The organism is Noviherbaspirillum autotrophicum (assembly GCF_000818395.1).
GTDB lineage: Bacteria > Pseudomonadota > Gammaproteobacteria > Burkholderiales > Burkholderiaceae_D > Noviherbaspirillum > Noviherbaspirillum autotrophicum.
The window spans coordinates 4,257,918-4,283,468 of the sequence record NZ_JWJG01000028.1 but is presented as its reverse complement, the minus strand read 5'-3'; the positions used below and the strand labels follow the sequence as shown (position 1 = coordinate 4,283,468).

Annotated in this window: 30 protein-coding genes; 13 read left to right on the top strand and 17 right to left on the bottom strand. The window is 64.7% G+C overall.

The window, feature by feature from the left end; translation table 11 throughout:
- Nucleotides 1-41: 41 nt before the first annotated feature.
- From TSA66_RS21165 to TSA66_RS21155, 3 genes are read right to left on the bottom strand one after another with little or no spacing between them, the layout of a single operon-like run.
- Nucleotides 42-788, bottom strand: a complete 747-nt coding sequence (locus TSA66_RS21165; RefSeq protein WP_040041408.1) for a cytochrome b/b6 domain-containing protein — start codon at nucleotides 786-788, stop codon at nucleotides 42-44.
- Entirely contained in the window at nucleotides 760-1,233 is a 474-nt protein-coding gene (locus TSA66_RS21160) for a diheme cytochrome c (RefSeq protein ID WP_040041407.1), read from the bottom strand. The genes TSA66_RS21165 and TSA66_RS21160 overlap by 29 nt, the downstream gene beginning before the upstream one ends.
- A 35-nt stretch (nucleotides 1,234-1,268) precedes the next feature.
- On the bottom strand, nucleotides 1,269-1,685 hold the full coding sequence (locus TSA66_RS21155; RefSeq protein ID WP_040041406.1) for a DUF1924 domain-containing protein: 417 nt from the start codon (nucleotides 1,683-1,685) through the stop codon (nucleotides 1,269-1,271).
- A 144-nt stretch (nucleotides 1,686-1,829) separates the two neighbouring features.
- Between TSA66_RS21155 and TSA66_RS27150 the strand changes: the two genes are divergently transcribed.
- Complete coding sequence (locus tag TSA66_RS27150; RefSeq protein WP_157691741.1) at nucleotides 1,830-1,994, top strand: hypothetical protein; 165 nt, start codon at nucleotides 1,830-1,832, stop codon at nucleotides 1,992-1,994.
- A 99-nt stretch (nucleotides 1,995-2,093) separates the two neighbouring features.
- On the opposite strand, the gene TSA66_RS21150 is transcribed toward TSA66_RS27150, so the two are convergent.
- From TSA66_RS21150 to TSA66_RS21140, 3 genes are read right to left on the bottom strand one after another with little or no spacing between them, the layout of a single operon-like run.
- On the bottom strand, nucleotides 2,094-2,837 hold the full coding sequence (locus TSA66_RS21150; RefSeq protein ID WP_040041405.1) for an alpha/beta fold hydrolase: 744 nt from the start codon (nucleotides 2,835-2,837) through the stop codon (nucleotides 2,094-2,096).
- A gap of 24 nt (nucleotides 2,838-2,861) precedes the next feature.
- A complete protein-coding gene (locus TSA66_RS21145; RefSeq protein WP_040041404.1) occupies nucleotides 2,862-3,281 on the bottom strand; it encodes a carboxymuconolactone decarboxylase family protein in 420 nt (139 codons plus the stop codon).
- Between the two features lie 4 nt (nucleotides 3,282-3,285).
- Entirely contained in the window at nucleotides 3,286-3,693 is a 408-nt protein-coding gene (locus TSA66_RS21140) for a MerR family transcriptional regulator (protein WP_232429509.1), read from the bottom strand.
- Nucleotides 3,694-3,894: 201 nt separating this feature from the next.
- Between TSA66_RS21140 and TSA66_RS21135 the strand changes: the two genes are divergently transcribed.
- The 5 genes from TSA66_RS21135 to TSA66_RS21115 all read left to right on the top strand — a co-directional run bounded on the left by TSA66_RS21135 (nucleotide 3,895) and on the right by TSA66_RS21115 (nucleotide 9,318).
- Nucleotides 3,895-4,872, top strand: coding sequence for a diacylglycerol/lipid kinase family protein (locus TSA66_RS21135; protein WP_052452489.1), 978 nt, complete (start codon nucleotides 3,895-3,897; stop codon nucleotides 4,870-4,872).
- Nucleotides 4,869-5,693, top strand: coding sequence for a metallophosphoesterase family protein (locus TSA66_RS21130; protein WP_040041402.1), 825 nt, complete (start codon nucleotides 4,869-4,871; stop codon nucleotides 5,691-5,693). Before TSA66_RS21135 ends, TSA66_RS21130 begins: the two co-directional genes overlap by 4 nt.
- A gap of 76 nt (nucleotides 5,694-5,769) precedes the next feature.
- On the top strand, nucleotides 5,770-6,654 hold the full coding sequence (locus TSA66_RS21125; RefSeq protein ID WP_040041401.1) for an AraC family transcriptional regulator: 885 nt from the start codon (nucleotides 5,770-5,772) through the stop codon (nucleotides 6,652-6,654).
- Between the two features lie 124 nt (nucleotides 6,655-6,778).
- Nucleotides 6,779-8,719, top strand: a complete 1,941-nt coding sequence (locus TSA66_RS21120; RefSeq protein ID WP_157691740.1) for a hypothetical protein — start codon at nucleotides 6,779-6,781, stop codon at nucleotides 8,717-8,719.
- Nucleotides 8,716-9,318, top strand: a complete 603-nt coding sequence (locus TSA66_RS21115; RefSeq protein WP_040041400.1) for a hypothetical protein — start codon at nucleotides 8,716-8,718, stop codon at nucleotides 9,316-9,318. The genes TSA66_RS21120 and TSA66_RS21115 overlap by 4 nt, the downstream gene beginning before the upstream one ends.
- On the opposite strand, the gene TSA66_RS21110 is transcribed toward TSA66_RS21115, so the two are convergent.
- The 4 genes from TSA66_RS21110 to TSA66_RS21095 form a co-directional block, all read right to left on the bottom strand.
- The gene (locus TSA66_RS21110) at nucleotides 9,263-9,586 is read right to left on the bottom strand and encodes a 2Fe-2S iron-sulfur cluster-binding protein (protein WP_040041399.1); all 324 of its coding nucleotides are present in this window, start codon (nucleotides 9,584-9,586) and stop codon (nucleotides 9,263-9,265) included. The genes TSA66_RS21115 and TSA66_RS21110 overlap by 56 nt on opposite strands.
- Nucleotides 9,583-9,861: a DUF1294 domain-containing protein gene (locus tag TSA66_RS21105; protein ID WP_040041398.1), complete on the bottom strand. Its 279-nt coding sequence runs from the start codon at nucleotides 9,859-9,861 to the stop codon at nucleotides 9,583-9,585. Before TSA66_RS21105 ends, TSA66_RS21110 begins: the two co-directional genes overlap by 4 nt.
- Nucleotides 9,858-10,277: a VOC family protein gene (locus TSA66_RS21100; protein ID WP_232429508.1), complete on the bottom strand. Its 420-nt coding sequence runs from the start codon at nucleotides 10,275-10,277 to the stop codon at nucleotides 9,858-9,860. The genes TSA66_RS21105 and TSA66_RS21100 overlap by 4 nt, the downstream gene beginning before the upstream one ends.
- A gap of 70 nt (nucleotides 10,278-10,347) precedes the next feature.
- Nucleotides 10,348-11,565, bottom strand: a complete 1,218-nt coding sequence (locus TSA66_RS21095) for a lipase family alpha/beta hydrolase (RefSeq protein WP_052452487.1) — start codon at nucleotides 11,563-11,565, stop codon at nucleotides 10,348-10,350.
- A gap of 263 nt (nucleotides 11,566-11,828) precedes the next feature.
- On the opposite strand from TSA66_RS21095, the gene TSA66_RS21090 reads away from it, so the two are divergent.
- Both TSA66_RS21090 and TSA66_RS21085 read left to right on the top strand, forming a co-directional pair.
- Complete coding sequence (locus TSA66_RS21090) at nucleotides 11,829-12,500, top strand: hypothetical protein (RefSeq protein ID WP_408639491.1); 672 nt, start codon at nucleotides 11,829-11,831, stop codon at nucleotides 12,498-12,500.
- A 176-nt stretch (nucleotides 12,501-12,676) separates the two neighbouring features.
- Nucleotides 12,677-12,913 carry a DUF2061 domain-containing protein gene (locus tag TSA66_RS21085; protein ID WP_040041396.1) on the top strand — a complete coding sequence of 79 codons (237 nt, stop codon included), beginning with the start codon at nucleotides 12,677-12,679 and terminating at the stop codon, nucleotides 12,911-12,913.
- Here TSA66_RS21085 and TSA66_RS21080 read toward each other — a convergent pair whose 3' ends face one another.
- Nucleotides 12,914-13,387 carry a Dps family protein gene (locus TSA66_RS21080; RefSeq protein WP_040041395.1) on the bottom strand — a complete coding sequence of 158 codons (474 nt, stop codon included), beginning with the start codon at nucleotides 13,385-13,387 and terminating at the stop codon, nucleotides 12,914-12,916.
- 122 nt (nucleotides 13,388-13,509) lie between these two features.
- Nucleotides 13,510-15,987: a penicillin-binding protein 1A gene (locus TSA66_RS21075; RefSeq protein ID WP_084200053.1), complete on the bottom strand. Its 2,478-nt coding sequence runs from the start codon at nucleotides 15,985-15,987 to the stop codon at nucleotides 13,510-13,512.
- A 266-nt stretch (nucleotides 15,988-16,253) separates the two neighbouring features.
- Between TSA66_RS21075 and TSA66_RS21070 the strand changes: the two genes are divergently transcribed.
- Nucleotides 16,254-17,075: an AraC family transcriptional regulator gene (locus tag TSA66_RS21070; protein ID WP_040041394.1), complete on the top strand. Its 822-nt coding sequence runs from the start codon at nucleotides 16,254-16,256 to the stop codon at nucleotides 17,073-17,075.
- A gap of 14 nt (nucleotides 17,076-17,089) precedes the next feature.
- On the opposite strand, the gene TSA66_RS21065 is transcribed toward TSA66_RS21070, so the two are convergent.
- A complete protein-coding gene (locus TSA66_RS21065) occupies nucleotides 17,090-17,677 on the bottom strand; it encodes a LysE family translocator (RefSeq protein WP_040041393.1) in 588 nt (195 codons plus the stop codon).
- A gap of 180 nt (nucleotides 17,678-17,857) precedes the next feature.
- Here TSA66_RS21065 and TSA66_RS21060 point away from each other — a divergent pair, with 180 nt between their 5' ends.
- Both TSA66_RS21060 and trpS read left to right on the top strand, forming a co-directional pair.
- On the top strand, nucleotides 17,858-18,286 hold the full coding sequence (locus TSA66_RS21060; protein WP_040041392.1) for a hypothetical protein: 429 nt from the start codon (nucleotides 17,858-17,860) through the stop codon (nucleotides 18,284-18,286).
- A gap of 225 nt (nucleotides 18,287-18,511) precedes the next feature.
- A complete protein-coding gene (gene trpS, locus TSA66_RS21055; protein WP_040041391.1) occupies nucleotides 18,512-19,519 on the top strand; it encodes a tryptophan--tRNA ligase in 1,008 nt (335 codons plus the stop codon).
- A gap of 77 nt (nucleotides 19,520-19,596) precedes the next feature.
- Here the strand turns inward: trpS and TSA66_RS21050 are convergent, their stop codons facing one another.
- Both TSA66_RS21050 and TSA66_RS21045 read right to left on the bottom strand, forming a co-directional pair.
- Nucleotides 19,597-19,878 carry a DUF2798 domain-containing protein gene (locus tag TSA66_RS21050; protein ID WP_052452485.1) on the bottom strand — a complete coding sequence of 94 codons (282 nt, stop codon included), beginning with the start codon at nucleotides 19,876-19,878 and terminating at the stop codon, nucleotides 19,597-19,599.
- A 16-nt stretch (nucleotides 19,879-19,894) separates the two neighbouring features.
- The gene (locus tag TSA66_RS21045) at nucleotides 19,895-20,215 is read right to left on the bottom strand and encodes a hypothetical protein (protein WP_040041390.1); all 321 of its coding nucleotides are present in this window, start codon (nucleotides 20,213-20,215) and stop codon (nucleotides 19,895-19,897) included.
- Between the two features lie 147 nt (nucleotides 20,216-20,362).
- Between TSA66_RS21045 and TSA66_RS21040 the strand changes: the two genes are divergently transcribed.
- Both TSA66_RS21040 and TSA66_RS21035 read left to right on the top strand, forming a co-directional pair.
- Nucleotides 20,363-21,337 (top strand): LysR family transcriptional regulator, encoded by a 975-nt coding sequence (locus TSA66_RS21040; RefSeq protein WP_040041389.1) that lies wholly within the window; start codon nucleotides 20,363-20,365, stop codon nucleotides 21,335-21,337.
- Between the two features lie 48 nt (nucleotides 21,338-21,385).
- Nucleotides 21,386-22,720 carry a diguanylate cyclase domain-containing protein gene (locus TSA66_RS21035; protein WP_040041388.1) on the top strand — a complete coding sequence of 445 codons (1,335 nt, stop codon included), beginning with the start codon at nucleotides 21,386-21,388 and terminating at the stop codon, nucleotides 22,718-22,720.
- A 66-nt stretch (nucleotides 22,721-22,786) separates the two neighbouring features.
- Here the strand turns inward: TSA66_RS21035 and TSA66_RS21030 are convergent, their stop codons facing one another.
- Both TSA66_RS21030 and TSA66_RS21025 read right to left on the bottom strand, forming a co-directional pair.
- Nucleotides 22,787-23,917, bottom strand: coding sequence for a hypothetical protein (locus TSA66_RS21030; RefSeq protein WP_040041387.1), 1,131 nt, complete (start codon nucleotides 23,915-23,917; stop codon nucleotides 22,787-22,789).
- A gap of 176 nt (nucleotides 23,918-24,093) precedes the next feature.
- Nucleotides 24,094-25,551, bottom strand: a 1,458-nt coding sequence (locus TSA66_RS21025; protein ID WP_040042824.1) for a response regulator, incomplete at its 5' end; no start/stop codon positions are given.

Genomic DNA, 25,551 nt, shown 5'->3' with positions numbered 1-25,551 from the left:
GCGACCGTGCCGGAGTGTAGCAGCTCCGAAGGACAACGGGCTCAGTCGTCGTCGTACGCGCGGCCTGCTGCCTGGGACGACACGGCAGCCGCACTGCCGTCGGCAGCGGGCGCGCCCTGCCACTGCAGCCACCAGAAGCCCAGCACGGCAGCCAGCAGCAGCGCGGCCACGCCACGCCAGGCACTGCGGATGCCTTCTTCCGGACGGCCCTGCTTGCGGCCGGTGATCATGGCGCGCACCAGGTTTTCTCGGTGCAGGCGGCTGCTGACGATGACCGCGGCGACATGCACGCCGACGATGGCCAGCATGACGTTGGCGGCGGCCTCGTGTACTTCTTCGAGCCAATCACCGCCGATTTCGCTGTAGGTGGCCCAGCCCGCCGCCGTCACCGCCACCGTCAGCGCCAGCAGCGCGACGATGGCCAGCGCGCCGGCCGGATTGTGCCCGGTATGGTGCTCGGGCCGGCCGCGCACCAGCGAACCCAGGTAGTGCATGACGGCCCCCGGACCGCGCACGAAATCCGAGAAGCGCGCGTAGCGGGTGCCGATCAGTCCCCACAGAATGCGAAAGACGACCAGTCCGGCCATGGTGTAGCCCAGGCTCACGTGCACCAGCCGCCAGCGTTCGCTCTCGGCGGTCAGATAGGCGCCGGCGAACGACAGCACCATCAGCCAGTGGAACACCCGCACCGGCGCGTCCCACACCAGGATGCGGCGGGCTTGTGGATCGGATACTGCTGCGGGCGCGGATGCAGACGCATTAGCGCGGGATACGGACGTAGTCTTCATCGAAATCTCCTTGGTCGGCTCGGGTATGGCAGGCAGCGCAGTTGGACGGGCTCTTCACCGCCGCCCGCTTCCAGACGGCAGGCGGCACCTCGTCGTGCTTGCGCACGAACCATGCGGAACGGGTAATACGGTCTTGCGGCGGCGCTTCGCGCACGCGCCGGTCGCTGCCGGCATTGGCCGTCAGCCAGGCGGACAGTTGCTGCACGGTGGCGGCGTCCAGCGATGCGTCGGTGCCGAAATGGTGCGGCAGGTTGTTCATTAGGCGCTGCCAGGATACGGCAGGCAGCATGCCGGGCGGGTAAGCCACGTGGCAGGAGGCGCATTCCTGCTGATAGGTGGGCAGCAGCGGCACGCGCGCACGGTGCCCGTCGTCGGCCAGCGCGACGCTGGCGCTGCCGATGGACGCGGCGGCCAGCAGGGTGAAGCAGCGAAGTTGAAATGGCATGATCGGTTCTCCGAGAGAGGGTAGAGAAGGAACGCTCAAGGCTTGAGCGTCATCAGCCAGCTCAGCACATCGGCCTTTTCGGCCGGCGTGCATTCACGGCCGACGACGTCGTTGCAATTGCGGCGGAACCATTTCTCGGTCTTGGCCGCATCGCTGAAGCGTTCGGGATTGAAGGCCGGCGCCATCGGGCGGATCGGCTTGCCGGTTGCCGCATGCTTTCCGGTCTGGGTGGGGGCTTCGCCATGACAGGAGGCGCAGCTCCATTCATGGCCATGGCGGTTCGTGAAAAACTGCTGGCCGCGCTCGGGCGACGCGGGCGCCCCGGCCTTGGCCGTGTAGCCGGCCAGCAGCTCGGCCGGGGTCGCCGCCTGCGCGGCGGCAGACAGACTGCATGCCAGCGCCAGCGCGGCGCACGACAGCAGCCGGGATCGATGCAGGGAATTCGGATTCATGACAACTCCTTGGTAGACGAGTTGCCATGATCTGGCGCGAATCTTAAGGCGAGCTTAAGCGGTGCGGCCTGCCCGTCTTAAGCATCTCTTAAGCTCCAGCGCCGAGGATGCGCTCATCGATCCACTGCATGAAATGAATACACGATGCATCCTGTTCTTCGTCTTTTTATTCACCAATACCTCGCCGTCGTGGCCGTAGCACTGGCGCCGGTCGTGCTGGCAACGTTTGTGACCGTGCCGATCAATCTTGGCGGCAATCCCGGCGAGCCGCGCGTGGCCGCGATGGCGGTGGAGCGGCATTTGACGTGACGGCAGGCGTTCCTCCAGCCCGGCGCGCGATGCTGCCGCCTCCAGCGGAACACGAATCTCCCGCAAACCATTCGTTCTTGCCCGGCACTGAGCATGCTGTCATGTCCGCGCCTGCAGGAATGCCCTGAAGTGCGGCATGAGGGCTGCGCGCGCCGCCAGTGCGCCCCCATGGCCATAGTGGGGCAGCACGACCAGCGCCGCATCGAGTTCGGCGGCGGCGCGCCGCACGGGTGCCAGCCGCTGGTCGCGTTCGCCGACAAACATCAGCAGCGGCACGGCCAGCGACGGCAGCCATGCCGCAAAGCTGGCGCGGTCGACGGCTGCCGCGCAGAGCGCCGCCAGGTCGTTGTCGAGAATGACGGCACGCGCCCGCGCGCCGATGCGCTCGCCGATGAAGCCTTCCAGCGCCGCGATGAAGGCATCCGGGTCGGCGCCGTCGACGCCCTCGAAGGTATCGAAAGTCTCCTGGTACGGATGGGCGCCGCCGACGATGAGCGACGCGACCCGCTGCGGATGATGGCAGGCCATGCCGAACGCCAGCCAGCCGCCCATCGAATAGCCGCAGAAGTGCGCGCACGCGATGCCCAGCGCATCGAGCACCGCGACGATATCGCCTAACCGCTGCTCCAGCCGGTAGGCGCTGCGCTCATGCGGCTTGGCGCTGTTGCCATGGCCGCGCGCGTCGATCAGGATCAAGCGGTGCGATTGCCGCAGCTCATCGACATAGCCGTAGGCTTGCCATTGCGCCGATTGCGCGGTGAAGCCGTGCAGCAGCACCAGCGGCGGCCCTTCGCCATGCGTCTCGTAATAAATGTCGATACCGTCGTTGTGTGCGTAAGGCATGTTCGTCCTGACACTGGCAATCGCTCACTCTGCCGGCGGCACGGCGGCGCGCTCGGCAAAGACTTCCTTGGCCGCGAACAAGCCATTCAGCGCGGAGGGAAAGCCGGCATACACGGCCATCTGCATGATGACCTCGACCACTTCTTCGCGGCTGCAGCCGACATTGAGCGCACCATGAATATGGACCTTCAGTTGCGGCGCCGCGTTGCCGAGCGCCGTGAGCGCGGCCACCACCACGATTTCCCTGGAGCGCAGATCGAGCTGCGGTCGCGCGTAGATATCGCCGAACGGAAACTCGATCAGGTAGCGCGCGAAGTCGGGCGCGATGTCGGCGAGCGCCTCGATGACGCGCTCGCCGGCGCGGCCGTCGATCTCGCGCAATTTTTCCAGGCCGCGCGCATAGCGGGTGCCGGGTTGCTGTGCATGGACTGTATCGGATGTCATTGGCTCACCTTTCTCCTGGTTCTCGTTTCTTTGTCTTCCTGGCGGCGGCGATCATTTTCCGGTAAGCCCGTATCTTGTCGTCGAGTGCAGAAGAACAGTTTTCCAGCTCAGCCATTCTGGCGACCAGGCGCTCTTGATGGAGCTGCAACATCGCAAGCCGCGCGGGCAAAGTCTCCTCTCCGCGCACGCGCAATTGCGCATAGCGCCGGATATCGGCCAGTGACATGCCGGTATGCTTGAGCCGCAACACGAACTCGAGCCACAGCACGTCGTCGCTGCGATAACGCCGGTGTCCGTTCGCGGCACGTCCGACCGGGCGCAGGATGCCGGCTTTTTCGTAAAAGCGCAGCGTGTGCGCGGACAGGCCCGTCAAGCCGGACAATTCGCCGATGGAAATGAAATTGCTGGTCACGGTTCCCATGCTAAGACTTAGAGTGCAGTCGAAGTCAAGCAGCATAGCAAAGACGCCGCCCTCCCATCACGCCCACGCATCGCAGCAGGAGGCGGGTGTTGAACAAGCAAGAATTCCTGCCGCAAGGCAGATTTTTTGCAAAACCGATTCGCGCGTTACGGAGTACCCTGTATCGATGCCGCCCCGATACCGGAGGAAACCGTGATATCCGACACTTCGCCTGCCCCCGTCGCACCGGCGCCGCCGGTCATCGCTGTCGAGCGCTTGCCGATTACGGTGCTGATGAATGCGCGTTCCGGCAGCAAGGATAAGTTCGATGCGCGCAGCGCCATCGACGAGGCCTTGAAGGCGTCGGGCCGCGACGTGCAAGTGCTTGTGGCGCGGCGCCCGCGCGAATTGTCGGCGCTGGTCAGGCAGGCGGCCGATACCCGGCCGGGCATCCTGGTGGCGGCCGGCGGCGACGGCACCTTGAACACCGTGGCGTCGGTGGCGCATGCGCGGGCGCTGCCGTTTGCCGTCATTCCCCTTGGCACCTTCAATTACTTTGCGCGCGATCTGGGCATTCCGCTCGACGCCGCAGCCGCCACGCGCGTCGTCACCGAAGGCCGTCTGCGCCGGGTGCCGGTCGGGCTCGTCAACGGTCGGCTGTTCCTGAACAATGCCAGCATCGGCCTGTACCGCAAGCTGCTCGAACACCGGGAAGTGCACAAGAATCGCTTCGGGCGCCACCGCCTGGTGGCGCTGGCGTCGGCGCTGGTCACCCTGCTGCGCGAGCACAGGACGTACCGGCTGCGCCTGGATATCGATGGCCAGCCGATGACGCTGCCGGCGCTGACCGTGTTTTTCGGGCGCAATGCGCTGCAGATGGAACAGCTCGGCCTGGACGAGGCGGTATGCGTGGCGCGCGGCGAGCTGGCCGTGCTGGCCCTGCCGCCCGCCAGCCGGCTCGACCTGCTCGGTCTGATCCTGCGCGGCGCCGCCGCGCGCCTGGAAAACGCGCCGGACTTGCGGCAGTACTGTGCGCAGCGGGTGCATCTGGACTGGCTCGATGGCGCGGCGCGCCGTATCCGGGTGGCGATCGACGGCGAAGCGATCGACTGCACGCTGCCGCTGGTGGTCGAGTCAGTGCCCGATGCGCTGCAAGTCATCGTCCCGGCGCAGCCAGAGGTGCGCCAATGACGTGCATCGCGCATATCTCGGACACCCATTTCGGCACCGAGGACGCGCCGGTGTGCCTAGCGCTGCGGCAAGCGTTGCTGCAGGCGGCGCCGGACCTGGTGGTGCTGTCGGGCGACATCACGCAGCGCGCGCGGCGCGCGCAATTTCGCGCCGCGCGCGCTTTTCTCGACAGCCTGGCGCCGCTTCCGGTGCTGACGCTGCCCGGCAATCACGACTTGCCGCTGTTCGACCTGTTTTCCCGCTTCACGGGGCCGTACCGGCGTTACCTGCGCCATATCTGCCCCACGCTGGCGCCGCGCTGGCAAGGAGCGGCGCTGGCCGTGGTCGGGGTCAATTCGACCCGCGTGCTGCGCCACAAGAACGGCGTGCTATCCGCCGCGCTGGTGCGGCAGGTGGCGCAGCAGATCGCGGAGCTGCCGCAAGCCTTCAAGGTGGTGGCGCTGCATCATCCGCTGGCCGTCATCGAGGCCGGCGATGCGGGCAACCGCGCCAGGGGCGCCGACGATGCGCTGGCCGCGTGGATCGACGCCGGCGCAGACCTCATCCTCGGCGGCCACATTCACTTGCCATACTGCATCCTGGCCGGCCCGGCATCGCGCAAGGCCGTGATCCTGCAGGCCGGCACGGCCGTGTCGACGCGCCGCCGCGGCGGCCAGGCCAACTCCTTCAACCTGGTGCGTTTCGAGCCGCGCGACAGCCGGCGCATGATCATCGAACAGCGCGACTACAATGCGCATGAGCAAGCCTTCGCCTGCGCCAGCGTGCGGCAGGCCGCTTTTTCCGCAACCGGCTGGACCCTCGATTCCGCGCCGCGCCCATAGCCCATAGAGAGCAACTTCGGTCAGGCTTTGCCGGCCGACGCGCGCTATGCTGTGACCGATCAAGGAGGACACGCCATTGCATCCACACACCGCACAAGCCTATCGCGCCCGGCTGCGCGCCGTGCTCGCGTACATCGATGCCCATCTGGACGAGGACTTGAGCGTGGAAACGCTGGGCGCGGTCGCCGCCTGCTCGAAATACCACTTTCACCGGCAGTTCTGCGCGCTGTTCGGCATCGGCGTGTACAAGTACGTCCAGCTATGCCGCCTCAAGCGCGCATCGTTCCGGCTCGCCTTTCGCAGCGGCAGCCAAGTCATCGATGTCGCGCTGGCTGCCGGCTACGAGGCGCCGGAAGCGTTTGCGCGCGCGTTCCGGAAAAGCGTCGGGCAATCGCCGTCCGCGTTCAGGAAGCAGCCGCAGTGGGAAGCGTGGCACGCCGCTTTTCAACCGTTGCGCGAACTGAGGACCGATCACATGACACCCGACCATCAAGCCGCACAAGTGCGTATCGTCGACGTCGCCGACATCCGCGTGGCGCTGCTGGCTCATCGCGGCGACCCGCAACGAATCGGCGACACGGTGCGCCGCTTTATCGCCTGGCGCCGGCAGCATCGCTTGCCGCCGTCCGTCAGCGCCACCTTCAACATCCTGCATGACGATCCGCAGCAGGTCGCGCCGCACGAGTTTCGCCTCGATCTGTGCGCCGCCGTCGACGGCGACGTGGCCGACAATGTATATGGTGTGACCGGCGCCGTGATCCCCGGCGGACGTTGCGCGGTACTGCGCCACATCGGCGCCGACGAAACGCTGGGGCAAACCATTCGCTACCTGTATGCGCAATGGCTGCCGCACAGCGGCGAAGCGCTGCGCGACTTTCCCGTCTATGTGCAGCGCATTCGCTTCTTCCCGGACGTGCCGGAGCATGAAGCGGTGACCGATGTGTTTTTGCCACTGCGCTAACAGCCGGCAGCTTGCGGCAATGACATGCACCGCTGACAAGACCGGCGCATTTTAATTTTCTTGGAGAAACTTTTCCGTCATTCAATTGTCGATAGGAACTATTCGCACTTTCCGTCGACCTTGAATGACTTCCTTGACACGGGCAACGCCAACCGGCCTTTTGCGTGCGGCCTCTTATGCGCTTTTCCTTTTCCTTGCCGGGCTGGCCGGCTGCGGCGGGGGCGGCGACGGGACGGCGAGCAGCTATGCCGACCCGCAGTCGCAGCCGAACACCGCGCTGACGACGGCCGCGCCCAATGCCGCCGTCGGGGCGGGTACGCCGCCATCGCTGCTGATTTCCGAAGTGGCAAGCAACTACTACAGTGACGATGTAGCATGGTTCGAGGTCTACAACCCGAATGCCACGCCGGTGCTGCTGTCCGACTATACCTTGAACAGTTCCTATCTCGACACCGCCACCGGCGCCAGCGCGCTGGCGCCCGCGCCGTTCGCGCTGCCGGGCGCGAGCGTGCCGCCGCATGGTTATCTGGTGGTGGCGTCGAAAGTCCATGACAAGCTCAGGGACAGTAGCCAGATGGTGTATGTCAAGAGCGGCACGCGGCTGCCGTACTGGAACGGCAGCGGTTCCCTGGAGCTGACCGCGCAAGGCAGGACTGTCGATTTCGTGCGCTTCGGCAACTCGAGCGCGGCACCGGCGACGGCCTCGGAATGGGCGGGCCCGAGCGTGGCGGCGCTGCCGTCCGGCGCGAACGAGCACGGCAAGTCCATCGTGCGCCTGGCGGCGAACCGCATGGCAGACACCAACAGCGCCGCCGACTGGACCCTGGTGAATTTCGCCACGCCGGCCGGCACGAACGACGTGCCCGCCGGCGTGGTCGATTCCGATCATGACGGCATTCCCGACAGCGCCAAGGCGCCCGGCGCCACCTATGCGGGAATCGACCTGTACGCGATGGGCGCGCGCGCCGGCCGGCGCGACCTGTTCATGGAAATCGACTACATGCAGGGCAGCGATCCGGCGCTCACGCCGCGCTTCGAGGCATTGCAAAAGGTGGTCGACGCCTTCGCCGCGAAAAACATCGCGCTGCACGTCGACACCGGCAAGCTCTACAGCGACGCCATCGATGCGCAGCGCTTCAACCTGGGCGGCGGCGAAGCGGTGGAGTTTGCCAAGTGCATCGAGCTCGACGTGGGAGCCGCCGGCGCGCGCACCGGCTGCACCTCGTTCTACGACTACAAGAGCGCGCACTTCGACGTGCGGCGCCGGCTGGCATTTCACTACGCGCTGTTTGCCAGTTCACAAAATCTCGACGGCAGCGCCGGCTCGTCGGGCGTGGCCGAATTGCTGGGCAATGACGTGATCGTCACGCTCGGCGGCTACAACCTCGGCGGCAGCAGCGCAGCCAGCCAGAACATGCTGATCAACCTGCAGGCCGGCACGCTAATGCATGAATTCGGCCATAACCTCGGCCTGCGGCACGGCGGCAACGAGGACGCCAACTACAAGCCGAACCACTACAGCGTCATGAACTACATGTACCAGTTCGCCGGCCTGAGCGCTGCGCCCGACTCCGCCACCGCGGCGGAACGCTATTACCTGGCCAACGGCTTGAAGGGCAAGACCTACTGCAATCTGTCCGACAACTCGCCGTGCTCAAGCGACTTCATCATCGGCTATTCCGACGGCAGCGGCGCCGACCTGGACGAGCGCGCGCTGTCGGAAGCGGCCAACATCGGCCGCGGCAGCAGCGGCGGCGCGTATGCCGACTGGGACAACAACAATGCGCTCACCGCCGCGACCGTCGCGCGCAACCTCAACGCGCAGGATGGTTCTACCAAGGGCGTGCTGAAGGATTACAACGAATGGGGCAACCTGACGCTGCCGTTCGCGCGCGTCTATGCCGGCAGCAATTCCGGCGCGGCGCTCGACTCGGCTGTCGAGCAGGCACGCCCCAATCCGATGAACCAGCGCCCGTTGCACCACGTCGTCGAAGAGCCGCTGCCGGCGAGCCTGCATGCGGAACTGCGCGACATCGTCGCGGCCTGCGACAGGCGCTGGCAATGACGACACGCCTTGCCTGCCTGCTCGTCTGCTGCATGGGGACCGTAGCGGCGCCGGCGCAGGCATGGCAGATCACCGGCTTGTCCGCCGTCGAGCCGGTCGCCGCCGAGCGGGTCACACCGGCGGTGGCAAATGGCGTGCTGCGCATTGACGTGGCACCGGAACAGACAATCACCGTCGCGCCCTGGCCCGCCTACCTGCCGCAACGGTTCGGCCCGCAATCGGTCATGGCGACGCGCCAGCCGCATCCGGCCGGCCCGATCGACCGCATCTCGCTGCGCCGGGGCGCGGACCAGCCGGCATGGCTGGAAATCGGCGCCGGCGCGCAGCCGTCGGCCGCCGTCGTCGGCCCATGGCGGCTGCAGCGTTCGTTGCGCGGATGGAGCGTCGCGCACGGCAAGCAGCGCATCGTCCTGAGCCCGAGTGCGCCCGCATCCGTGCGAGTTGGTCAAGCGCGCTGGTGCGTCTACCTGCTCGACGATGCCGTTCCCCGGCCGCAGCCGGGCCTGGCGCAGGAACAGGAAGCGCGCGCGGCGTGGGCCGCCGTCAGGCTCGATGCGCCTCAGAAGCGCTGTTTCGTACCGCCTGCGGCGCCTCGATGACGAGGTCCGATGCGGCCATCGCCACGCACGGCAGGATGAAGCCCTGTGCCTTTTCTTCCGGCAGCAAGCCCGGCCATTCGATACGGTAGCTCACGTTCCCGCTCGCCAGGCGGCACATGCAGGCGCGGCAAGTGCCGTTGCGGCAGGAGCTGGCCAGGCGCACCCCGGCGCGCGCGGCAGCCTCGAGCAGCGTCATGGCGCGCGGCGCCTCGAACGTCCATCCCGCCGGCGCAATACGCACCGAAAAGGACCGCTCCCCGCCACTCATGCCGCCACCGCGCGCTGGGTCCACAACAGCGCACCGGCCGCCGCGCAATGCAGCGCGACGGTGAGCCAGAACACGGCCAGAAACGAGCGCTTGGCCGACTTGTGGCGCAGCAGGCGCTGCGCCGCGAGCGCCCCCGGCCAGCCGCCGAGCAGCCCCAGCGCATGCAGGGTGAGTTCCGGCGTGCGCCATTGCGACTTTCTCGCCGCCGCCTTGTCGTGCGCATAGAACGCGAAGGTGGCGATGCTGGCGGCGAGGTAGTAGGCGAGTACGATCATGCGCGGTAGTTCGACACCTCGATCAGGTTCTGGTCCGGATCGCGGAAATAGACGGAACGAATCGGGCCGGTCGCCCCCGTGCGCTCGACCGGGCCATCCTCGATCGCCACGCCGCAGCGCGCAAGGTGCGCCAGCACGTCGTCCAGCCGCACCGAGGTGATCAGGCACAGGTCGGCCGAGCCGGGCGTGGGCTTCAAGGCCTTCGGTTCGAACTCGGCGCCGTGCTGGTGCAGGTTGATTTTCTGGGCGCCGAAGGCAAGCGCCTTCCTACCCTGTCCAAAGCTCACCACATCCATGCCGAGCACCTCGGCATAGAACGCGCATGTCGCATCGATGCTGCGCACGGTGAGGACGATATGGTCGATTCGGTCGATCTTCATGGTTGTGGCAAGCTTGTCGGTCAGCGGGCGCAGCATGCGCTGCGCCTCGCATCAATTCCGTAACACGATGGATTGTAGCGCGGCGGAGATGGCCGCCGCGTCGGCATTAATTGGCAGGCGTGCCGATCCACTCGCGCAGCTTCTCGTACACGCGCGGGCTGCTGAGCAAGTCGAGGTGCCCGGTCTCGTAGACGATCGACAGGTTCGACGCGGGAAACGGCAGGGTGCGTTCCGGGTCGGCGTGGCGCCCGAGCGCGCTATCGAGCGGCACCAGGCCGTCTCCGATCAGGAACTTGCTGATATCGCCGCTATCCTTGCCCCGCATGGCGGCAAGCGCATAGCTGTGCACGCCGGCCGGCAGCGGCACGAAACTGCGCCCATCCGCCGCCCGCGTGAAACGGTTGCGTCCTTCCCAGTCGCTGTCGAGCAGATTGCCGTACCGCAGGTCGGTGATGCCGGCGCTGCGCAGCATGCCCAGGCGCGCGAACGGCGCGGCATAGGGAAGGGCCTGCAAGATGGTGTCGACCCAGTTGCCGATGCGCTCCAGCGGCGAGCCGTGATGCGGCGTGCCCAGGCACACCAGGCGCGACAGGCGCGGCAGCCACGCCAGCTGTTCTTCGGCTGCGTAATGGCAGGCGCTGCGCGCCACCAGGCCGCCCATGCTGTGGCACACCAGCATCAGCTCCTCGACCGGCTGCGGCCATTGTTCGACCAGCTGCTCGAGCAGCGCGGAAAACGCGCGCCCGTTGGACGACACGTGCAGGCCGCTGTTGTAGTGCAGGTAGAGCGGGGTATAGCCGAAATCGTGCTCCAGCGCCGTGCCGTGGTTGTGGCCCTGGCGCTGCCACTGCAGGTCGTTCATGCACAACCCGTGCAGCAGCACCACGATCTTGCCGCTCGCCTGGGGGATGGTGTTGTTCAGCGCCTCGCGCTCGAGCTTCAATGGCTGGCCGTTGCGCCGCAGCTGCATCCGGAGCGCCAGCGAGTTGCCGGTCTTGAGCATGTGGTCGCCGAGGATGCCGTTCAGGATGGCCAGCACCGCTTCGCGCTGCGGCGACGAGGCATGCTCGCCGAACATCGGCAGAAAGCGCGCCAATGCACGGTCGGCGCCGTCGCCGACGACGCGCGTCACGCCGCGCACGGCGCTGTACACGAAGCTGCTGATGCCGCGCGCGCGACGCGGCGCTTGCCTCAGGGCGCGCTCCGGATGCAGGACATGGTGATGCACGTCTTCCACCAGATCGACGACGCCGAGCGTGGCGTCGGTCGCCAGCCGTGCCAGCGCACGGACATCGGCGGGACGGATATGACTTGTCTTTTTCATGATATTTCTGCCTGTTAACTTGCTATTAGGCATGATCCTTCGCCATGGTTCTCGCGCACCTTAGCAGAGTTTGCAAGGAGCGTCGCTTGAGTTTGAACAATGATGCTTTGATGCGGCATCGGCATGTCTTGTCGGCATATGATTTTTACCACCGGAAAAATAGTTGGAACCGCGCATGCCTGCCCGAGTCAGAAGCCCCTGTACCGTACGCAATTTTTCCTGGTTACAAAATTTGCTGCGGTTAATTCGCGACTCGAGACAGGATGGAGACAGTGAAGAAAACATTAGCAATGATGGCTCTGGTAGCAGGATTGGCAAATACGGCTTATGCAGAGGTGGGCCTGGTCGGGGAAGTGGGCACCACCGGTGTCGGCGGACACGTAGTAATTCCGCTACGCAAGAACATGAATGCACGCCTCGGCATGGGCTATCTCACTTATTCGTACAGCGGCAGCACGCGCGATATGAATTACGACCTGTCGATGAAAGCCCGCACCTATGACGCGCTGCTCGACTGGTATCCCAGAGAGCATAGTTCGTTCCATGTGACTGGCGGCCTGGCTTACAACGGCAACAAGATCGATGCCCAGGCGCGCCCGAATTCGGGTGGCAACTACACCGTCAACGGCAATAGCTATAGCGCGGCGGCCGCCGGCAAGATCACCGGCCAGGTCGACTTCGGCAAGGTCGCGCCCTATCTCGGCGTCGGCTGGAGCAAGGCATCGGAAAAGGGCTGGTCGTTTTCGACCGATGTCGGCATGCTGTTTCAGGGCTCGCCGCACACCTCGCTGAGCAGTTCAGGCTGTACCGCCGGCGCGGCCGCGTGCAACCAGCTCGCGACCGACGTAGCAAAGGAAAATGCGCGCCTGTCCGACGAAGTCAGCCGCTTCAAGGTCTACCCGGTACTGCGCGTCGGCGTCAGCTATAAATTCTGACGATGAAGCCGATAGGGGAGCCGTCCATTACGGGGGATTGCTCATAGGATCGACCTATCCGAATTGTTGAATAAGACAATTGGCCGGACCAAATGAGAATACCTATCATCTGACACATGGATCGCGCCTACGACGTTCTCAGTCAGCGCACAGTCAGATACGGAAGGAAAACCGGCATGGTCACTGCAGCAAAAACAACCAGCACAATCGCCGTTCATATGGGCGTGGCATTCGCCACCTTGTACCTCGTCACCGGCTCGGTCGCATTCGGCGGCCTGGCCGCCATCCTTGAACCGGTGTGCAATGTGATCGTGATGCCCTTGCACGACAAGCTGTGGGAACACATCCGCGAACGGATCGAAGCGCGCCGCCGCGCCGCGCCAGGTAGTGAGATCTCGGCGCAGCCGGCCTGACTAGGTTTCTTCCAGCAGCGAGCGCAGCATCCACGCCGTCTTTTCATGCACCTGCATGCGCTGCGTGAGCAAGTCGGCAGTTGGCTCGTCGCCGGCCAGGTCGACCGCCTTGAACATCGCGCGCGCATTGCGCGCCACCGTTTCCTGATCCTGCACCAGCTGCCGGATCATTTCCTGCGCAGTCGGCACGCCGTCCGGCTCCTGAATGCTCGTCAGCGCAGCAAACATCGAATACGTGCCGGGTGCCGGGCTGCCGAGCGCGCGTATCCTTTCCGCAATCACGTCGACCGCCTGCGCCAGTTCGGTGTATTGCGTCTCGAACATCAGGTGCAGGGTCTGGAACATTGGCCCGGTGACATTCCAGTGGAAATTGTGCGTCTTCAGATAAACCGTGTAGGTGTCAGCCAGCAAGCGCGATAAGCCGTCGACGATTTCACGCCGATGATGATCGGAAATTCCGATATCGATTTGCATGTGCAAACTCCATGTGCGTTCAAGATAATCAATACGACAGCACGGGATGCGGCGCGTTCGATGATGTCATGTGTTTAATGTCCGCCCTGACGGACAGACCAGCGGGCAACACGGATAGTGCCTTAGCGCACCGGCGTGCCCGATTCCGGCAATGCCTGCCCGCCAGCACCACCGCGCCCCAGCTTGCTCAGGAAATTGCCCAGCGCATCACTGGGTGACTGCTCGTCGCGCCGGCGCACTGCTTCGATGCCGCCCGGGCCGATGACGAGCGTCGTGCTGCCGTCGCGCGTGGTGACCACGCCGTAACCCGGCGGCAACGCCGCCGTATCGAGCGGCGCTGGGTCGTCCGCGCCGCTGTCGCCGCTCGATGCGGCAACGCCGGTCCCGACCGCATCCTCGGGCGGAGCGGCGACGATCAGCGGCGGCGGGCGCTTCGGCTGCGGGAACTTGGCCTTGGTATCGATGAGCTTGTGTTTGAGCATGTCGCGGAAGAAGTCGCCCACCAGCAGCGCCGCGTTGTGCCCGCCTTGCCCCCAGTAGTCGCTGCGCATGGTCACGCGCGAATCGTTGAAGCCGACCCAGGCGCCGGCGACCAGGTTCGGATGCATCAGGATGAACCAGCCATCGGTATTGTTTTGCGTGGTGCCGGTCTTGCCGGCGATGTCGGCGACGATGCCGAAACGCTCCCTGACCAGGGTACCGGTGCCGCGCTTGATGACGCCGCGCATCATGTCGATCAGCTCGACAGCCGTGTCTTCCGACATGGCCTGCGTGCCTTCGGTATGAAAATCGGCCAGCACGTTGCCGTCGCGGTCCTTGATGCGCTTGATGAACACCGGCTTGCGGTACTCGCCGACCTGCGCGATGGTGGCATAGGACGTCACCATTTCCAACAGTGTCACCGCGCTGGTCCCAAGCGCCAGCGACGGCACCGGGTCGAGCCGGCTTTGCTTGATGCCGGCCGCGCGCGCCAGGGTGATGATGGAGGGGATGCCGGCGTCCTGCATCACTTGCGCGGTGATGGTGTTCTTGGAATAGATCAAGCCCTCGCGCATGCTCATGAGCCGGCCCGACGCGCCGCTCATGTCGGTGGGCCGCCACAGCGAGCCGTCCGGCGCGCGAAACTCCAGCGTGCGGTCGACGTAGGCGCGCTCCGGGCTCAAGCCCTGTTCCAGCGCAGCGCCATACACCAGCGGCTTGAAGGTGGAGCCGGGCTGGCGCTCGGCCTGCGCCACATGGTCGAACTGGTCGACATCGAAATCGCGGCTGCCGACCCAGGCCTTGATCTCGCCGGAAAACGGCTCCACCGCGACGAAGCCCGCTTCCAGCCGCGTCTTGGCTTCGCGCAGGCGCGCCATGAAGCGCGGGCTGGCTTTCAGGCGCGCCAGCGCCGCCGCATCCTTGTGGCCGCGCGCGAGCGCCGTGCGGTATTCGGGCGTCTCGCGGATGAAGGTGTCGAGCAAGTCGCGCCGCGCATGCCAGAAATGCTTGAACGGCTCGATCCGCTTGCGCAGCGATGCGTAGGTGCTGGGCGCATGGGACGCGACGCGCTCGGCGCTCTGGCCCCATTCGACATCGGCGATGTTCTGCAGCACTTGCGACTGGCGCGCGACGGCTTCGGCGGCGGCGTCCTGCAGGCGGTCGTCGATGGTGCTTTCCACCACCAGGCCGTCGGTGTAGAGGTTGTAGTCGTGCTGGTCGGCCCACTCGATCAAGAAGCGCCGCACGTAGGCGGCGAAGTGCGGCGCCACGCCGAGCGGGTCGGGCTGGCGGGTGAGCTTGACCTGCAGCGGCTGGTCGCGCATGGCGTCGAACTGCGCCGCGCTCAGCACGTTGCGCTTGACCATCTGCGACAGCACCACGTTGCGGCGCTTTAATGCGCGATCGGGATTGATGATCGGATTGTAGTAGCTGGTGCCCTTCAGCATGCCGATCAGGGTCGCGCTTTCGAGCGCGTCGAGCTCGGCGGCCGGCTTGTCGTAATAGGTGCGCGCCGCCATTTCAATGCCGACCACGTTGTACAGGAAGGGCACGGTGTTGAGGTAGGTTTCAAGGATTTGCTCCTTGGTATATGCCTGTTCGATCTTGAGCGCGGTAATGATCTCGCGCAGCTTGCGGTCGATCGTGCGCGAGCGTCCTATCTCTTCCGGAAACATGTTGCGCACCAGTTGCTGCGTGATGGTCGAGCCACCCTGCTGGTCGCCCTGCAGCGTGTGCACGACAGCCGACAGCGTGCGCGAAAAGTCCACGCCGCGGTGCGCGTAGAAGCGATGGTCCTCGGTGGCGATCAGGGCCTGGACCACGTAGGGCGAAATCCGGTCCAGCGTGACGCGCTCCTGCTGGCCGCGCGAAAAGGTGGCCAGCTGGGTGCCGGACGCCGACAGCAGGATGCTGGGCTCGGCCGTGCGCGCGGCCAGCAGGGCGGCGACGCTGGGCGTGGTCGGCGCGATCTTGGCGAGATAGGCGACCGCGACAATGATGGCGGCAAAGCCGAGGATGAACAGCGCGCCGAACAGGCTGACGAGATGGTGGGCGATGTGGCGCAGGATTGTTTTGCCGCGCGGCTTGTCTTCTCCGAAAACAGGGGAGGGATCTGGCATGTGCGGATTCTCGCTGTCCACTTTGGATAACCTTGTTGATTTTTTAATGGGAATTTGGACAAGGGCAGCAAGGTTTGGTTTTATGGCTGAAACAGAAACTCGACCAGGCGCATGCAGACGCGTTGCGCAACAGATACGATTAGTGGGCGGCAGCGGTATTGCTCCGAGACACCTGTCTGCACATTCGCCGCGGTTGGCGGGCGGGCTTGAGTGGCGTTATAGTGAGCGCAACACATCGACCATACCCACCGACCAAGACCAGCGACGTGTCCCCTCCTGTCCCCCCTAATCACCAGTTCTGGCGCGATGAGGCGCTGCCGTTTCTAGAAGCCCGCGCTATTCACGACGGCCGCGCCGTCTGCTATGCGCGGCATGCGCACGAAACGTTCTCGATTGGGACGGTCACTGGCGGGCAGAGCATCTATGTCAATGGCAAGGTTCGGGAACGCATTGCAGCCGGCGCCGTCGTCGTGATGAATCCGGGCGATGCCCATGCCTGCAATCCGCTCGGCCACCAGCCATGGTCATATCGCATGCTCTATGTGGATGCGCTCTGGCTCAATCGCCTGCAGCATGAACTGGGCTTCAGCAAGAACCGGGGCTTGCGGACATTCTCAACGCGCGTGACGTACAGCCCCGGCCTGTACGCCGGCCTGAACCAGCTGTGCGCGGTATTGAACGACGAGCGCGCAGAACAGTTGCACAAGCATAGCGCTGCCATCAGCTTCTTCGCCGAAGTGCAGCGACAGCTCGACCCCGCGCCCGGCGTGCCGGCCGAAGCGAACCATAAACTGGCGCGCGCCGCCGAATACATCGACGCGCATTGCACGCGCGCCTTGAAGCTGGATGAAATTTGCACGGCGGCCGATCTTTCCGCGTCCTACCTGATCCGCGCATTCAAGCAGCGCTACGGCATGACGCCGCATGAATATCTGCTCAACCGCCGCATCCAGTTCTGCCGCGCCCGGCTGCGGCGCGGCCACGCGATTGCCGACCTGGCACTGGAGGCGGGGTTTGCCGACCAGGCGCATTTCCAGCGCGCATTCAAGCGGCTGGTGGCAGCCACGCCCGGCCAGTATCGGGGATAAGCGGGCGCGGCGTCTTACGCCGCAAGCAGGCCGGCTGCGCTCACGGCGATGAATGCGGCCATCAGGCGGTTCAGCAAGCGGACATGCCGGGGCTCATGCAAGTACTTGCGCAGCATGCTACCGGCCAAGGCCCAGCACGCGATCGATCCGTAGCAAATCACGAAATAGATCGCCGTGAACTGCCAGACCAGCATGCGGTTTCCATCAATGGCATACGCGCCCATGCCGGCCAGCGCAGCCAGCCATGCCTTCGGATTGAGCCATTGCATCGCTGCACCGTACATGAACGAGGGGCTTTGCGCCGGCCCGCCCGCATCCAGCGTTCCGTCATCGCTCACCAGCTTGTAGGCCATGAAGAAGAGGAAGGCAATGCCGGCCCAGCGAACCGCATCGGTCAATTGCGGCCACTGGCGCATCAGTTCGTACAAGCCCAGGCCGGTCAGCAAGAGCAGCAGCGTAAAGCCCAGCGTCGCGCCCGTCACATGCTGCATGCTGGGGCCCAAGCCGTAGCGGGCGCCGGCGCCGAGCGCAACGAGATTGACCGGGCCGGGGGAAATCGATGATGCCAGCGCAAATGCTGCCATGGAAAGAATGCCGCTCATCCGTTGACCTCGCGTCCGTTATCCTGAAATACCAGCGCCGAAGCTTATCCAGGAGCGCGTGTCGCGTATTGAAGAAAATTACCCTTGCCGCAGGTTGAACACTTGGCCAGAACCTGCACAAGCGCACCCAAAAGTGTTTAAATCAAGCTACGCTGCTTTTTCCGAAGGGATGCGATTGCGATGGCCTTGATCCTGCCCTGCTATTACCTGGACGAACCGCTGAACGAGGAAGAAATGCACTTCGTCAGACAGACGCTGATCGGTCCCTGGGCCAGGTTCAAGACGGGCGCCGCCGACCTGGAGCAAAAGCGCGTGCCGGCCGTGTTGCCCTTACCCGACGAACATGGCGTCTATGCGAAAAGCCGCGAGCAGCGCGCCGAACGCATGCGCGCCCACTTGCGGCACGCCGGCATCCGCGCCTGCAACGGGCGGCAAGTGGTATGGGTCATGCCGCGCGATATGGAATGGGATGCCATCTTCCAGTTCGCCATTCGCGAAGAAACCGGTTACGCCCCCTATGTCGCCCAGCGCTGGTTTCAGGAAGAGGGCGTGCTGGCGCGCGGCAGCGTGCGCGTGATCGATACCCAGATGCTGATCGGCGCGCTGTAGCTGGGCGGTCCAGCGAGCGCGGCTTGACAAGCCGGCGCCGCGCTGCGAGGATTAACGCATGTCATTATTCACGTCACACTGCCGATTGCATTGGTGGCCGCGCTGATCGAGCGCGGCTGTTGGATTGCGATGTGATTTTCTCAACGTAATTTTCGATGAACGCCGCCTCTGTCGGGCGGCGTTTTTGTTGTTGCGCATCTGATGGAGGCAAGCTAAGGAGCCTCCATGCCACCCACCCATACCACCATCCTGACCGGCGACCGTCCGACCGGTCCCTTGCACCTCGGCCATTTCGTCGGCAGCCTGCGCAACCGCGTGGCCTATCAGCACGACTACCGGCAATTCATCATGCTGGCCGATGCCCAGGCGCTGACCGACAACATGGACGACCCCGCCAAGGTCCATCGCAACGTCATCGAAGTCGCCCTGGATTACCTGGCCGTGGGCGTCGACCCGGCGCGCTCGACCGTGTTCATCCAGTCGCAGCTGCCGGAGCTGGCCGAACTGACTTTCTATTACCTGAACCTGGTCACGGTCGCCCGGCTGGAGCGCAATCCGACGGTCAAGGAAGAAATCCGCCTGCGCGGCTTCGAGCGCGACATCCCGGCCGGCTTCCTGTGCTATCCGGCGAGCCAGGCGGCCGACATCACCGCTTTCAAGGCGACGCTGGTGCCGGTGGGAGAAGACCAGATTCCGATGATCGAGCAAACCAATGAAATCGTGCGTCGCTTCAATCGCATCGCCGGACGCGACGTGCTGGTCGAAGCCACGGCGCTGGTGCCGCCGGTGGGCCGCCTGCCGGGCATCGACGGCAAGGCGAAGATGAGCAAGTCGCTCGGCAACACCATCAACCTGGGCGCATCGCCCGACGAGATCCGCGCCGCGGTCAAGAAAATCTATACCGACCCGCTGCATTTGCGAGTCGAGGATCCGGGCCACCTCGAAGGAAACGTCGCCTTCACCTATCTGGATGCCTTCGATCCCGACCAGGCGGGCCTGGCCGAACTGAAGGCGCACTACGTGCGCGGAGGAGTGGCCGACAGCCTGGTCAAGCGCCGCCTGGAAGCCTGCTTGCAGGAGTCGCTGGCGCCGATCCGCGAACGCCGCCAGCAGCTCGCGCAAGACCGCGGCCATATCCTGCAAGTGCTCAGGCAAGGCACCGAGCGCGCGCGCGAAGCGGCGGCCAGGACGCTCGATGAAGTCAAGGCGGTACTCGGCCTGCGCTACTTTTGACGGCATAAAAAAACCCCGCGAGGCGCGTGCCTGCGGGGTTCAATCCACCCGATGAAGGGAGGAGGAGACACTTTGTACTACGTGGCGCAGGGATCCTGCTTCAGGTTGCGTGCGAGCTTGCGCATGACCGGACCCAACACATAGGTCAGCGGAAAGGCGATCGGCCAGGACGTCAGCCAGGCTTCCATCCAGTCGCCGAAGAAATCATTGCCGGCGCCGATCCACATCAGGCGCAGCACGGCGCTCGTCACCAGCATGACCGCACCGCTCAACAGCAATGCCGGCAACATCGACGCCAATGCGCGCGAACGGCGCAACAGTTGGGTCGGAGCAACAGATACCTGCAGCAGCGTGGTCATGGTGCTACGTGCTCACTCAATTGCCGCGTGCGGCGATGGCGCGCAATTCGGCGGCCAGGGCCGGCTGCGTTCCTTCATAGTCACGCGCCAGGCGGTTGAGCATCAGGACGCCTTTCATGGTGCGGCGTGCGTTACGCTCTTCCAGCGTACGGCGCGGCTTGACGACCAGCAGCGCGGCGCGCAGCAAGCCCACCAGCAGCGGCTTGAACATCACGAGCAAGGCGGCCAGCACGGAAAAACCGAGCAGCGGGCGGGCGACGCTGATGGCGGTGCCGGCAAGCGCTTCGGCGGCCGGCAGGGCGGCTTGGACGGGGAAGGCGATAGTCAGGATAGTCATGATTTACTCCAATCAACTTTTTCTTTGCTGCATTGCACTATAGACAGACGAAAGTTATATATCCAATTCCAAATCCGCATATCAGCTATAATCTTCGTGAATAACTTAAAATTTGTTTTCTTTTTATAATCAATCATTTGCGCCGCCATGAGCTTTCTGACATTGGATCTGAATCTGCTGCGCGTGTTTGACGCGGTCATGACCGAACAAAACTTGACGCGTGCCGCAAGCCGTCTTGCAATGACGCAACCCGCTGTCTCGAACGCCTTGCGCCGCCTGCGCGACGCGCTCGGCGACGAGTTGCTGATCCGCACTGCTCATGGCGTCAAGCCCACGCCGCGCGCCGAAAACCTGTGGCCATCCGTGCGGCGCGCGCTGTCGGAACTGGAAGAAGCGATCGAGCCGGAACAAACCTTCGATATCGCTACCGCCAAAACAACATTCCGTATGGCAATGGCCGATGCGACTGCCGCGCTCTGGCTGCCTTCCCTGGTCCGTTCGATCGAACGCGAAGCGCCAGGTATCATGGTGCGCATGGTGCCGCTGACGACGCGCGAACCGCGTCCGATGTTGTTGCGAGGCGACATCGACTTGGCGGTCGGCTTTTTCCCCGGCGTGGTCGCCCAGCTCGCCGGCGGCCAGCAAAACGTATCGGTCTCGCCGATCCGGCATGAACAGCTGTATTCGGGCCGCTACGTATGCGTCATGCGCAAGAACCATCCGCTGGCCAACCGCGAATTGACGGTCGATTCCTACTGCGAAGCCAACCATGTGCTGGTGAGCTTTTCCGGCCGCGCCCACGGCTTGGTCGACGAAGCGCTGGCGCAACTGGGGCGCGAACGGCGCATCTTGCTGACGGTTAACCAATTCTTCACGGCTGGGCGCGTCGTCGCCACGTCCGACCTGATCATGGTGCTGCCGCAACACCTGATCGCCTCGACCGGCATGCCCGGCGGCTCGCTGGTCATGAAGGAATTACCGTTTGCGATGCCGAATATGCATATCGACTTGCTGTGGCACGAGCGCGATACGCGCAGCCCGGCGCACAAGTGGCTGCGCGCCCACCTGAGCGGCACGACCAAGGACACGATGGCAAAAGCAGGGATCGTGCCGGTAGCCTAATCATCAGTGCCGATGTGCCACCCGGCGATATTGGGATATTCTTAACATATGGACCCCAACGCGCATGCCCTGCTGCCCAATATCGCCGATCTCTTGCTCGACGCAGTCTTCCTGGTCGATGTTCACGGTCGTGTGGTGTACGTCAATGCGGCATGCGAACGCATTTTCGGCTACACGCCGGACGAGTTGATCGGCAGATCCATGATTGATTTCGTCGCGCCGGAAGACCGCGCGCGCACGTGGAACGAAGCCATGCAAGTCATGGCCGGGCGGCCGCGAATCGGATTCGAAAACCGCTATATCCGAAAAGACGGCCGCCAGGTGCACGTCATGTGGTCGGCGCGCTGGTCGCCAGAAAACCAGCTGCGCATCGGCGTGGCGCGCGACATCACTGAACGCAAGCACGCGCAAGAAATGCAGGCCGCAACCTATGCCGTGTCGGAAGCGGCGCACGCAGCGACCGACCTGGGCGCCATGTACCGGGAAATTCACCGGATCGTCGCCAACCTGGTGCCGCTGGCCGGGTTTGCCGTCGCCACCTGCGATCCCAAGACCAAGCAGCTCGGTTTCCCGTACCAAATGGACTTGTATGGCAACTCGCCGATCATCCAGGAACCAACCACGCGCCAGTATTGCATCGAGGTGATCTGCAGCGGACAGCCCATGCTGCTGACTGATGCCGTGCTGGCCACGCCCGGCGGCGACACTAGCATGCCGGCCGGCGGGGCCTGGCTGGTGATGCCGCTCATCACGCAAAACGAGACCATCGGCGCCCTGATTCTGAAAAGCTTGCCGGGAACGACGTACTCCGACAAGGAAAAGGGGTTGCTGCAGTTCGTCTCGGCGCAAGTGGCGACAGCGATGGAACGCAAGCGCTTAAGCGTTGAACTGCTGCGCGCCGCGCGGCACGACGAATTGACTGGCTTGCCGAATCGCCGCCTGTTCCAGGACCGGATGGCGTCGGCGCTCGCGCGCTGCAAGCGCAAGCAAGGCCGCATCGCGCTGCTTTACCTCGACATCGACGATTTCAAGCAAGTCAACGACAGTCTCGGTCATGCGGCCGGCGACGTGTTGCTGCAGGAAGTCGCGCAGCGCATAACGCATTGCGTGCGCGAGGAAGACACGGTCGCCCGGCTGGGCGGCGACGAGTTCGTCGTGCTGCTGGAGGACGTGCGCACGGCGGACGACGTGATGCTTGTTGCAGACAAGATCCGCCACGCCATTCGGCAGCCGATCCACGTCGACGGCTTCGCCCTGAAGACGCGCACCAGCATCGGCACGGCGCTCTATCCCGAGCATGGCATGGAGGCGGAAGAGCTCCTCAAGCAAGCCGACAAGGCGATGTACCTGGATAAAAAATTCAAGGCCCGCACCTTCAAATAGCGCGCCGCGCATGAAAAACGCCCGGAAGATCCCGGGCGTTTCCGCTTCAGCCTACTTCAACCCACGTCAATCCGCGCTGTTGTTCTCGCCGTGAAAGCCGAACATCATCTGCACCATGTTGTGCTCGCCAATCGGCGCGCACGGGTCGCCGATCACCTGCATGAGCTGGTTGCAGAAGCGGGTGGCATGCTTGCCGGTGCCGTCGAAGATGTCGTGGTACTCGGCCTTGCCCCAGATGTAGAAGTACTTTGTTCCCTGCTGCACCGCCGCCAGCTCTTCGGCGCTGATGCTGCCGGGCGCGCCTTCGACCAGCGCACGCGGCCCGGCAATGGCGGCCACCATGTCTTGCTGCTTGCTCGGAAAATCATAATTCGGCGGCAGCGGCTCATCGAGCAGGCGATACGTGGTGGTGATCTCCAATCCCTTGGTCGGCGTGTTGCCGCTGTTTTCCCAGACCGGGTGCAGCGTCCAGCGGTACTGGCCGGTGGCGTCGTCGAGATGCAGGAACGTCTTGAATTCGCGCAGGAACATGAAGGAGCGCTGCCCTGCGACCAGGGCATTTTCCGCGGTGCGCGCCGTCTTTTGCGCGGCCTGCGCAGTGTCGCTGGTGGCTTGGGCGGTCTGCTCCAGGCGGCGCGACTGGGCGCGCGCGATCATCACCAGCAAGCCGGCGAACAGGGCAAGGAGCACGTCGGTGGCCTTGATCTGGTACAGGAAGTGGTCGAGCCATCCCGGCTGCGGCTGCGCCCCGGGCGGCACCGGCTCGGCGGCAGCCTTGACCGGCTGCACGTCCTGCGCGGATGCGGCGGGCGCGGCCGTCTTTTCCACAGCCGCATTCCCGGCGGGCGGCGGGCTGACGGCGGCGCGCTGTTCCGGGCTCGCTGCCACGCTCTTTTCCGGCGCGGCGTTGACTGGCTCGGTCTTCTCGGCCGGTGCGCTTTCCGCCTTGGCGGGCGCGTCGGCGACGGTGCCCGATGTGCCGGACGTGCCGGATTCCTGTTCCTGGGTTGATGTTTTCGCAGCATGCTTGCGCGTGCGGTGCGAACGGTGGGAGTGCGGCTTGCGCTCCTGCGCGGCTGAAGCCGGCGCCGCGGATGCTTCCGGCTTGGACTCCGATGCTGTCTCTTCCTGTGCCAGCGCCGATTGGCCGACGCTGCAGGCAAGCAGGAGCGCGGCGAAAACATGTCTTACTTTCATTGATCTTCCCAGTTGAATTGAACGATTGCCATGCCGCCCGCGCTGTGGGCACGGCGGGCGGAAGCTGTCGAGTGGTGTTAGTCTGGGAAAACTTGCCGGAGTTCAATATCGGAAGAGATGCCGGGCGATCGCCGTCGTCCCGCTTGCGCGGGGACGACGCACGAGCGCGGCCGGGCTTACTGGCTCTTATGCAGCCACACCCGCAGCAATGACAGCAGCTGGCCGATATCGACCGGCTTGGTGATGTAGTCCGAGGCGCCGGCGGCGATGCACTTGTCGCGGTCGCCCTTCATCGCCTTGGCGGTCAGGGTAATGATGGGCAGCGACTTGAATTGCGGGATGCTGCGGATCGCGCGCATCGTGTCGTAGCCATCCATCTCCGGCATCATGATATCCATCAGCACGATCTCGATGGACGGGTCCGACTGCAGCACTTCGATGCCGTTGCGGCCGTTTTCCGCGTACAGCACCTTCATGTCCTGCCGTTCCAGCGCCGAGCTCAGGGCAAAGATATTGCGCAAGTCGTCGTCCACCACCAGCACCTTGCGCCCGGCCAGCCCGGTGTCGGCCGCCTGCGCCTCTTCCAGCATGCGGCGCTGCGGTTCCGGCAGGCTGTCGTGCGAGCGGTGCAGGAATAGCGCGGTTTCGGCCAGCAGCTTTTCCGGCGCGCGCGCATCCTTGACGACGAGGCTCTTGGCAACGCGCTGCACGCGCGCGACATCCGGCCCGGACAGCTCGGCGGCGGTATAGACCACGATCGGCAATGCGGCCAGGCGCGGCTCGGCGCCGATCCGCTCGAGCAGATCGAACCCGCTGATGTCGGGCAGGGTCAGGTCGAGCACCATGCAGTCGAAATGCGCCGTCTGCAGCAGCGCCAGCGCCTCGCGCCCGGTGCCCACCGCATCGATATGCACGTCGCCAAAGCCGATCAGGTCGACGATGGCTTGCCGTTGCGCCGGATTGTCTTCCAGTACCAGGAGTCGCCGCTTGCCGCCGGTGCTGAAGCGCTGGATGCGCGCGAATTCATCCTGCAGGCGCGCCGGGCTCAGCGGCTTGTCCAGATACGAGATGGCGCCGCGGCGCAAGACGCGTTCGCGCTCGTCGTGACCGGACATCACGCATACCGGGATGTGGCGCGTCGCCGGGTCGCGCTTGAGGCGCTCCAGCACGGTCAAGCCATTGGCGTCGGGCTGGTCGATGTCGAGCAGGATCGCCGTCGGCAGGTAGTCGCGCGTCAAGGCCAGCGCCGATTCCGGCTGCGGCGCGACGATGCCCTTGAAGTTGTGTTCGCGCGCCTGGTTGAGCAGCGACTTCGCATACTGCTGGTCGTCTTCCACGATCAGGACGGTGGGGTCGCCCGGCGCCACCAGCGCGCGGTCGTCGGCCGGCACGTCGGCATCGGCGGACACGGCTACCACCGGCACGGCCGGCAGCGAGGGCACGACATCAATCGCCTCCACCTGCGGCGCGGCCGCTTCCCCGTCGCGGCTGCCGTACGCCACCCGCAGGAGCGGCTGCACCGACAGGTCGGAGCACACCAGCCCTTCGCGGCTGTACGGCAGGTACAGCGTGAAGATGCTGCCGACGCCGATCTCGCTTTCGACGCGGATCTCGCCGCGCAGCAGGCGCGCCAG